The 7,087-nt window shown below is 36.2% G+C and carries 6 protein-coding genes; 4 read left to right on the plus strand and 2 right to left on the minus strand.

Annotated features, from left to right (window positions below):
• Positions 1–92 precede the first annotated feature (92 nt).
• The 4 genes from GVN22_RS16180 (at position 93) to GVN22_RS16195 (ending at position 5,510) form a co-directional block, all read left to right on the plus strand.
• A complete protein-coding gene (locus tag GVN22_RS16180) occupies positions 93–2,762 on the plus strand; it encodes a DNA gyrase/topoisomerase IV subunit A (RefSeq protein ID WP_166552051.1) in 2,670 nt (889 codons plus the stop codon).
• Positions 2,763–3,059: 297 nt separating this feature from the next.
• Positions 3,060–3,719, plus strand: a complete 660-nt coding sequence (locus GVN22_RS16185; protein ID WP_205690927.1) for a vancomycin high temperature exclusion protein — start codon at positions 3,060–3,062, stop codon at positions 3,717–3,719.
• 150 nt (positions 3,720–3,869) lie between these two features.
• Positions 3,870–5,102 (plus strand): sulfite oxidase, encoded by a 1,233-nt coding sequence (locus tag GVN22_RS16190; protein WP_166552052.1) that lies wholly within the window; start codon positions 3,870–3,872, stop codon positions 5,100–5,102.
• Between the two features lie 15 nt (positions 5,103–5,117).
• Positions 5,118–5,510: a hypothetical protein gene (locus GVN22_RS16195; RefSeq protein WP_166552053.1), complete on the plus strand. Its 393-nt coding sequence runs from the start codon at positions 5,118–5,120 to the stop codon at positions 5,508–5,510.
• Between the two features lie 203 nt (positions 5,511–5,713).
• Here GVN22_RS16195 and GVN22_RS16200 read toward each other — a convergent pair whose 3' ends face one another.
• Both GVN22_RS16200 and GVN22_RS16205 read right to left on the minus strand, forming a co-directional pair.
• Positions 5,714–6,463: an NgoPII family restriction endonuclease gene (locus GVN22_RS16200; RefSeq protein WP_166552054.1), complete on the minus strand. Its 750-nt coding sequence runs from the start codon at positions 6,461–6,463 to the stop codon at positions 5,714–5,716.
• A gap of 1 nt (position 6,464) precedes the next feature.
• Positions 6,465–6,977 carry a hypothetical protein gene (locus tag GVN22_RS16205; protein WP_166552055.1) on the minus strand — a complete coding sequence of 171 codons (513 nt, stop codon included), beginning with the start codon at positions 6,975–6,977 and terminating at the stop codon, positions 6,465–6,467.
• Between the last annotated feature and the right edge of the window lie 110 nt (positions 6,978–7,087).

Genomic DNA, 7,087 nt, shown 5'->3' on the forward strand with positions numbered 1-7,087 from the left:
AACAAACGTAAGCTTATGACCAAAGCCGTCAAAACTGAACTATATTATGTTTGGTCCTAAGTCTACTTTAAAAAATTTGAGAATACGCTGTAATGGAAAACACAAATCAGACAGAAAATTTCGACGAAAACAAGAACACGAAAAGCGAAGAGGCATTACATGATCAAGTGGCAGTGGCTGGGTTGTACGAAAACTGGTTTCTGGAATACGCATCGTATGTAATTTTGGAACGTGCCGTACCAGCAGTAGAAGATGGTCTAAAGCCCGTACAACGCCGTATCTTACATGCCCTTAACGAAATGGATGATGGTCGCTTTAACAAAGTGGCCAATGTAATCGGTCAGACTATGCAATACCACCCTCACGGGGATGCTTCTATCAACGAAGCCTTGGTAAACATGGGTCAAAAGGATTTATTGTTTGATTGCCAAGGTAACTGGGGCGACATTCGTACAGGAGATAGCGCAGCGGCAGCTCGTTACATCGAGGTTCGCTTGTCAAAGTTCGCACAGGATGTGGTTTTCAATCCACAAACAACCGAATGGCAATTGTCATACGATGGTCGTAAGAGAGAACCGATTACCTTACCCGTAAAATTTCCGTTATTATTAGCGCAGGGTGTTGAGGGTATTGCAGTAGGTTTGGCAACCAAAATCATGCCTCACAACTTTGTGGAGCTAATCGAAGCCTCGATTGATATTCTCAAAAATAAAAATGTTGAAGTCTATCCAGATTTTTTAACAGGCGGTTTAATCGATGTATCTAATTACAACGATGGTATGCGTGGCGGAAAAATCCGTGTGCGTGCCAAGATAGAAGAATTAGACAAGAAAACGCTCATTATCAAAGAAATACCTTTTGCTACTACTACAACCAGTTTGATCGAATCCATCATCAAAGCGAATGATGCTGGAAAAATCAAAATCAAAAAGGTAATAGATAACACAGCAAAAGAGGTAGAAATTCAGGTTCAATTAGCACCTGGCACGTCTCCCGATGTGACCATCGACGCCCTCTATGCTTTTACCGACTGTGAGGTTTCTATTTCGCCTAACGCTTGTGTGATCATCGCAGATAAACCGCATTTTGTGGGCGTTAGCGAAATTCTAAAAGTTTGTACACGCCAAACCTTAGAGCTATTAGAGCAAGAACTCGAAATTCGCAAAGGAGAGTTATTGGAAAAATTACTCTTTAGTTCACTCGAAAAAATCTTTATTCGGAATAAGATTTATCGCGATATTGAAACTTGTGAAACATTCGAGGAGGTAGTTGCTACAGTAGACAAAGGATTAGAACCTTATAAACCACAATTCTATCGTGAGATTGTAGAGGAAGATTTACTTCGTCTATTGGAAATTCGTATCAAACGTATTTCTAAATTCGACTCTTTTAAAGCCGATGAATTGATGATCAAATTGCAGGAGGAACTCAACGAGGTAAATGATAATCTTGCCAATTTGGTCCGTTATGCCATTGATTATTACAAAATGCTCCTCAAAAAATATGGCAAGGGGCGTGAACGTAAAACAGAAATCAGAAATTTCAATACCATTACAGCAGCTGTAGTTGCAGCGGCCAACCAAAAACTCTATGTAGACCGTGAGGGAGGCTTTATTGGTTACAGTCTAAAAAAAGACGAATATGTAATGGATTGCTCTGACATCGATGACATTATTGTCTTCCGAAAAGATGGCTCTTGTGTGGTAACCAAAATTCAAGATAAGGTTTTTGTCGGAAAAGATATTATTTACTGCTCTGTCTTTAAAAAGAATGATGATCGCAAAGTCTACAACTTGGTGTATTTTGATGCCAAATCAGGGACAAGTTATATCAAACGTTTCAAGATTACTGCGGTCACTCGAGATAGAGTATATGACCTAACAGCAGGAAATCCTAAATCTAAAGTACTGTATTTTACAGCGAACGATAACGGTGAGGCAGAGGTAATTCAAGTCAACCTAACGGCATCTTGTACCGCTCGTGTCAAGCAATTTGAATACGATTTCAAAGACCTACTCATCAAAGGTCGTGACTCGATGGGCAATGTTTTGACAAAATATCCTGTCAGAAAAATTGTTCAGAAATCTGCGGGGGTTTCTACTTTAGGTGGTCTCGATATCTGGTATGATCCAACTATTGGTCGTCTAAACCGCGACGAGCATGGCAAATACTTAGGCAATTTTGAAGCCAAAGACCATATTTTAGTCATCTACAATGACGGTCAATATGAGTTAACCAATTTTGAATTGACCAATCGTTACGAGCCAAAAGATATTGCTGTTTTAATCAAATTTGTACCAGAGAGCATCATTTCGGCGGTATACTATGATGGAGCTAGCAAGTTGTATTACGTCAAACGATTTAGAATAGAAACAACAACAGTTGATAAGAAATTCTTATTTATCTCGGATGAAAAGGGTTCAAAACTGCATTTTGCCTCAGTAGATGTTTATCCTCGTATTGAGCTAACCTTCAAAAAGGATGAAAAAGGCGCTCCGCTCGAGCATGAAGAGATTGCCCTAGACGAGGTAGCAGAAATCAGGGGTTGGAAAGCGTTAGGTAGTAAACTTAGTACCCATAAAGTACAAGCAATAAAACCATTAGAGCCTAAAATTGTAGAAGTTTCCGTTCCTGAAAGTATTGGAGATGAGGATAAAACAGAAGCTAACGATGTTATTGTGGCAAAATTAGTTGAGCCTGAAGAAATTGAGTTTCCTGAAAACTCCGACTCAGGAAGTGGAGAACAATTAGGATTATTCTAATTTTTACTCCATTTATTAAAAGTCTGATAATTCAACCGTGTACCCTACAGTACGGTGAGGTTATCAGACTTTTTTTTTATATATTAGGGAAATACTTTCAATATTAACTAAATATTAAGACCGAAACTTAAACTTTTCTTACAAAAAATTTAACAATTTCATTAACATATCCTACGGATTTCAGCGTTATCTATAAGAATGGTATTTTTAAAAAAATAGGTTAGATGACTCGTACATGGATTTTGGATCATGTTTTGGAAAAGTTTAGTTTAAGAAATAAAGTTGTACCAAAGCTATATGAAAAGTACCCTTGAAATAGCGATTCGAGAACCACTTAATTTTACCCGATTTATCAAAAGGGTGATTAAGGGGCTTATTGCATTGGGTTTCATGGGAATTATTTTAGTTTTGATGAGTAACATCTGGATTGTTTTTTCTACAGAAAATTATAATTATTATAATATTGAGAACCTTCCTTCCAATGATTTTGCACTAGTGCTTGGAACAAGTAAAAATGTCACTAAGGGTAAAGAAAATTTATTCTTCCGTTATCGTATCGAAGCTGCAGCAAGACTTTATCACGAAGGTAAAGTCAAATATCTAATACTAAGTGGCAATCATGATTCTATCTTTTATAATGAACCCGCAGATATGCGTCAAGCGCTCCTTAAACTAGGTGTGCCTTACGATGTCATGATTTTAGACTTTGCAGGTTTTAGAACTTATGATTCAATTGTTCGTTGTAAAAAAGTATTTAATCAGCAGAAATTTACGATTGTCTCACAACCCACGCACAATGCTAGAGCCTTGTTTTTAGCACAACATCTAGGAGTTGATGCAGTAGCATTTGCTGCCCAAGATGTACCTTCTGGCTACAAAACCTATCTTCGCGAATATCTTGCCCGCCCAAAAGCAATTTTAGACGTATACTTCTTGGAATCGCAAAAATATAACTAAGTAATTCTTTCAGTAAGTAGAATATATCTTTTTCGCCAAAGTCATACCCTATCTATCCTATAGACTTATATACAACTAACGCAAATCATTATACACTCTTCCTGAAAGTTCCTTATATTTACAAAAATTGTACAAAGCCCTCATTTAACCATGACGCAAAAAAGAAGAAACTTTTTGAAAAAACTTATTGGAACAAGTACTATGACTGTCCTTGGTACTGAAATCGTTTTTGCCAACAATATGCCTAAAGGCTATACTCCTGTTATTCTAAATTCGCTAGAAGAGAATCCGCTTGATACGCTCAAAAAAAATAAGGAAATGACCATTTTGAGCGATCGTCCATGGAACATCGAGGCACCAGCTCATCTTTTAGATGATGAGGTTACTCCTCTGGACAAAATGTTTGTAAGAAATAACGGAAATCCTCCAGAAAATATCGACGTTAAATCATGGACACTTACTATTGAAGGAGAATCGGCTAAAACCAAAAAGACTTTTACATTAGAACAACTCAAAAAGCAGTTTAAGCAATACACTTACCAAATTCAATTAGAATGTGGAGGGAATGGTCGAAGTGGTTTTGTGCCACAAGCTTCAGGCAATCAATGGTCCGAAGGTGCTATTAATTGTGCCGAATGGACAGGTGTGCGTCTAAAAGACGTACTAAATTCAGTCGGAATTAAGGATGATGCTGTATATATCGGTTATTTTGGCAAAGATATTCACTTGAGTGGCGACCCTAAAAAGGTTACGATTTCTCGAGGTGTTCCAATAAAGAAAGCACTAGAAGATGAAAGTTTATTAGCATGGGCTGTTAATGGACAAGAAATTCCTTTGATGCATGGGTATCCTTTAAGATTGATTCTTGGTGGATGGCCTGCTTCTGTTTCAGGAAAATGGTTAGAAAAAATTGTGGTACGTAACAAAGTTCACGATGGTGAAAAAATGGATGGTACCCATTATCGAGTGCCTTTGTACCCTATTGAACCAGGTGGAAAAGCACCCGATAGCGATTACAGAATTATAGAATCAATGCCTGTAAAATCGGTTATTACCTATCCTAAAACTGGTGCGATGGTTGATGATGGTAAAACTATCAGCTTGAGAGGACATGCATGGGCGGGCGATTTGGAAGTGAGTCAAATGGAAATTTCGATAGACTTTGGGGCAACTTGGCAAAAGGTTAGCCTACAAAAACCTAAAAATCGATTAGCTTGGCAACACTGGTCAACAGAGGTAAAATTTCCAAGAAAAGGATATTATGAAGTTTGGGCAAAAGCTACCGATGCTAAGGGTATCTCTCAGCCAATGGTCATTCCTGCCTGGAATCCAGCAGGGTATCTCAATAATTCATGTCATAGAATCGCAGTTAAAGTGGTTTAATACAATTGTTATCTTATGAAAAAAATCATGTTAGTAGCGACAATGCTTTCTATGGCTTACCTCGCTTCCCTAGGAAAAATTACGCCACAAAAATACAGTTCAAAAGCTATTTACGTAGATTCGACCAAAGGATTAGACCCTGAAACAGGCCTTGTAATTGCCAAAGAATTAGACATGGTAAAAGCGCAATGTACAGGCTGTCACTCGAGTAAAATGATTTTGCAATTCCGAGCTTCTCGTGAAGGTTGGTTAGAAAGAATTCGATGGATGCAAAGAACACAAAAGCTTTGGGATTTGGGTGAAGCAGAACCAATCGTTCTTGACTATTTGAGCAAATATTACGGTCCTGTAAAGCATGCACAGCGCCGACAGCCCTTATCAAATATTCAGTGGTATAAACTGAATTGAAAAATTAGCTAGTATCCAACCTCAAAAGGCGATATAGTTAGATATAGGTGATGGCATATATCATTTTGCAGCTTGGCTCAGCCGGGGACCTCGGAGCACAAAAGTTCCATACAAGAACTGCTTTTTCCTTTGCTATTTCACCAAACTACTGTTGGATACTAGTCTTTTTTCAATTATGTTTTCCTATCTATTAGGTTGGTATTTTAACGCTTAAATGTTATTAATTTTGCGTCAATTAAGTCCATAGGATTATTCGGACTATTAACTCTAATATCCTTAATTGTTATTTTTTCGTAAGCTTCAATTTTTGCTCTACTCTCAGATGGATATGTTAAGTATTTTTTTGTAGATAAAATTGCAATTGCTTGAAATTTAGCTGTTTTGTCATATTCATGAATATAATCAAAAGCTTTGTATGGTGGTTGTAATAACCACATTCCTCTAACTCTTAAATTAGTAATTTTCAAAGGATCAACTGCGTTAACTCTACCAATTTCATTTGTTGGAGAAAAACTTATATGATCCGAACTTTCTAGTAGTTCTGATACAGAATTTTTTAAACCGATATAAACGCTTTCATCAGCGGCATAAATCTCTCCATGAACAAACCACAAAGAAGATAAATAATTAGATTTGGGTAGATGACCTACAACGTAAATAAAATCTTTGATTTCCCATTCTTCACAAGTTCTGCAATGATTGTTAATTAATGTGCTATTAGAAAATAATTTAGCTTTAGGGTGTGAACTGTTTAATTGCAATTCTGTAGTAAGTGTTTCGATTTTTTTTATCTCTAAAGCATCACCACCTCTTAACATCAAGTCTGGAGGAGTCCTTTTAGAACCCTCATATGAAAAGTATTGATTATAAATTTTGTTTTTCTCGTTTCTATCATCGATGCCAAATGCGTTAGAGAATGTATTTTTCACAAAACTCTCTAAGCCTTCTCCCATATTAATACCCGATTAGAAGAATTCCTTTTAAAGGCAAATGCAATCTATTAGAAATATATAATGTTTCAAGGAATGTATAAATTATTTCAAAATCTTTATGTCCTCTGTAAATATTTCTAACTGCAATAATTAGATATTCAACTTCATACATCATACAAGCTTGAAAAACATCCTTCAAAAATTGATTATTTTCAGTTGCTCTTCCCGCTTCAACCTCAATTACAATTTTCCCATCTGCACTCAAGGCATCTGCATTAAATGATTTATCAATTCTGTTATCCAATCCAAATAAAACAGGAACATCAATTTTGTCATTCTGAGATTTACTTATCTCTACTTTAAACCCTAATTCAATTAAGCCTGATTGCACTTTTTGTAAAACTTCGTTACTTTTAAGATTAAATTTTTCAGAATTAATTTCATCTTGAACCTTTATAAAACAATCTATAACTTGTCTGATGTTATTATTTATTCCTTGAGAACGCGGAAAAAATTGATAATTAATTTTGCTCATACTCAGTTAATGTTATATTAAATTCAATTTCCTTACTATACCCAGCTTTTTTAAGTAGGCATATTTTTTTGATAATGAGACATTTGCATTTTTATCCATCTTAAAAAGCT

The organism is Cellulophaga sp. BC115SP, assembly GCF_009905545.1.
In the GTDB taxonomy this organism is placed as follows: Bacteria; Bacteroidota; Bacteroidia; order Cytophagales; family Spirosomataceae; genus Flectobacillus; species Flectobacillus rivi.

What these genes read in the sequence shown, in the direction of transcription:
- GVN22_RS16205 (WP_166552055.1), bottom strand. Translation starts at nt 6,977, where the DNA reads ATGAGCAAAATTAATTATCAATTTTTTCCGCGTTCTCAAGGAATAAAT.
- GVN22_RS16185 (WP_205690927.1), top strand. Translation starts at nt 3,060, where the DNA reads ATGAAAAGTACCCTTGAAATAGCGATTCGAGAACCACTTAATTTTACC.
- GVN22_RS16200 (WP_166552054.1), bottom strand. Translation starts at nt 6,463, where the DNA reads ATGGGAGAAGGCTTAGAGAGTTTTGTGAAAAATACATTCTCTAACGCA.
- GVN22_RS16195 (WP_166552053.1), top strand. Translation starts at nt 5,118, where the DNA reads ATGAAAAAAATCATGTTAGTAGCGACAATGCTTTCTATGGCTTACCTC.
- GVN22_RS16190 (WP_166552052.1), top strand. Translation starts at nt 3,870, where the DNA reads ATGACGCAAAAAAGAAGAAACTTTTTGAAAAAACTTATTGGAACAAGT.
- GVN22_RS16180 (WP_166552051.1), top strand. Translation starts at nt 93, where the DNA reads ATGGAAAACACAAATCAGACAGAAAATTTCGACGAAAACAAGAACACG.